At 50.0% G+C, this 1,133-nt stretch carries 1 protein-coding gene and 2 pseudogenes; all 3 read right to left on the bottom strand.

What is annotated here, in order from left to right; all coding sequences use genetic code 11:
* Positions 1-560: pseudogene (locus tag DXU84_RS24915) on the bottom strand (hemagglutinin); the annotation flags it as partial.
* A 73-nt stretch (positions 561-633) separates the two neighbouring features.
* Complete coding sequence (locus tag DXU84_RS24920; protein WP_121020197.1) at positions 634-894, bottom strand: hypothetical protein; 261 nt, start codon at positions 892-894, stop codon at positions 634-636.
* Positions 894-1,133, bottom strand: a pseudogene (locus DXU84_RS25045) (filamentous hemagglutinin); the annotation flags it as partial. The pseudogene DXU84_RS25045 and the gene DXU84_RS24920, both read right to left, overlap by 1 nt.

The raw sequence follows: 1,133 nt of genomic DNA on the forward strand, positions 1-1,133 counted from the left end.
TCCGGATGCGCGGCTTTCGCTTTTTCCAGCCCTTTAATCTCACCCGCCGTCCGTGCAATATCCATTGCCTGGCTGCCTGCGTCGCCCAGCGCCTGCGCAATCTCCAGCCGCTTCTGCTCTTTCTCCTTGTCGAATATCGGGCTGATGCTGCCGTTGGCATGTTCCGCATCACGGCTTAAATCCGCCACGTCCTGCTGCTGGTTTTCCTTGTCGCGGATGGTGATATCACCCGCAGAAATCGCTGCTTTCGTGGTGCCGGATGCCTCACCTTCACCGCCTGCACCCACCAGTACGCCGTTCGCCATATTGCCGATAAAGTTCTCTGCAACAGTCCCGCCGGTGCTGATGCCTGCGCCCTGATGTTCGGTGCTGTATTCCGCTTTATTACCGATGTCGCTGAAGCCTAACGTGCCGGTGTCGAGGCTGTTTTTATCCGCCGAACCTGTGCTGGCAATCACCGCGCCATCGAGCTGGGTATGCCCGCCGACCGTGATATCAAAGCCGCCGTCACCGGCAAAAATACCGGACTGTTCAGTGACCGAGTTGTAGTCGCTGTCCATAGCGGTGATCCGGTTTGCTGAGTGAGCGGGAAAATATCCCGGCGCAGGCAACCGGGATATGCGTTTGTGAAAGTCATTTATCAGGCTCGGTTGGGAGCTTTTTACTGGCGTTGTAGATATCTATTCGATTAAAGACGAAAGCTCCAACAGACAGAATGATGCCAGCGACTGCACTCATTTTTAAAGTTTTTAAAACATCTTCTATCGATATATTTAATGAAGCTGTATATATCAATCCAATGACACCTCGAGCCAGTAATCCTAGTAGAAAAAATGATCCTGTAATGTATAAAAATATCAATATAAAAATATAAGGAGTCATTTTCTTCAACATCACTTATCTCCTTTTTGAGTTGCTTTCTTAAATGCATCATTTACCGTTTCAAAGGTAAATGCCCCGCCAGCGTCACCAATTAAACCTGAATAAGACAGCCCTATGTATGGTGCCAGCAAATCAGGCGCATATTTCCCAAATCCCCCGCCGAACACAGAACCCGCAATGGCTCCGCCCTGACCAGACAAACTCGGTCCATCCGTCATAAATGCGCCGCCCATATTAATCAGCGTATTTCC

It is taken from the genome of Rahnella sp. RcJ3 (genome assembly GCF_009498575.1).
GTDB classification, from domain to species: domain Bacteria; phylum Pseudomonadota; class Gammaproteobacteria; order Enterobacterales; family Enterobacteriaceae; genus Rahnella; species Rahnella aceris.

Excerpts from the sequence above, each read along its gene's own strand:
- DXU84_RS24920 (WP_121020197.1), bottom strand. The coding sequence starts at position 894 with ATGTTGAAGAAAATGACTCCTTATATTTTTATATTGATATTTTTATAC.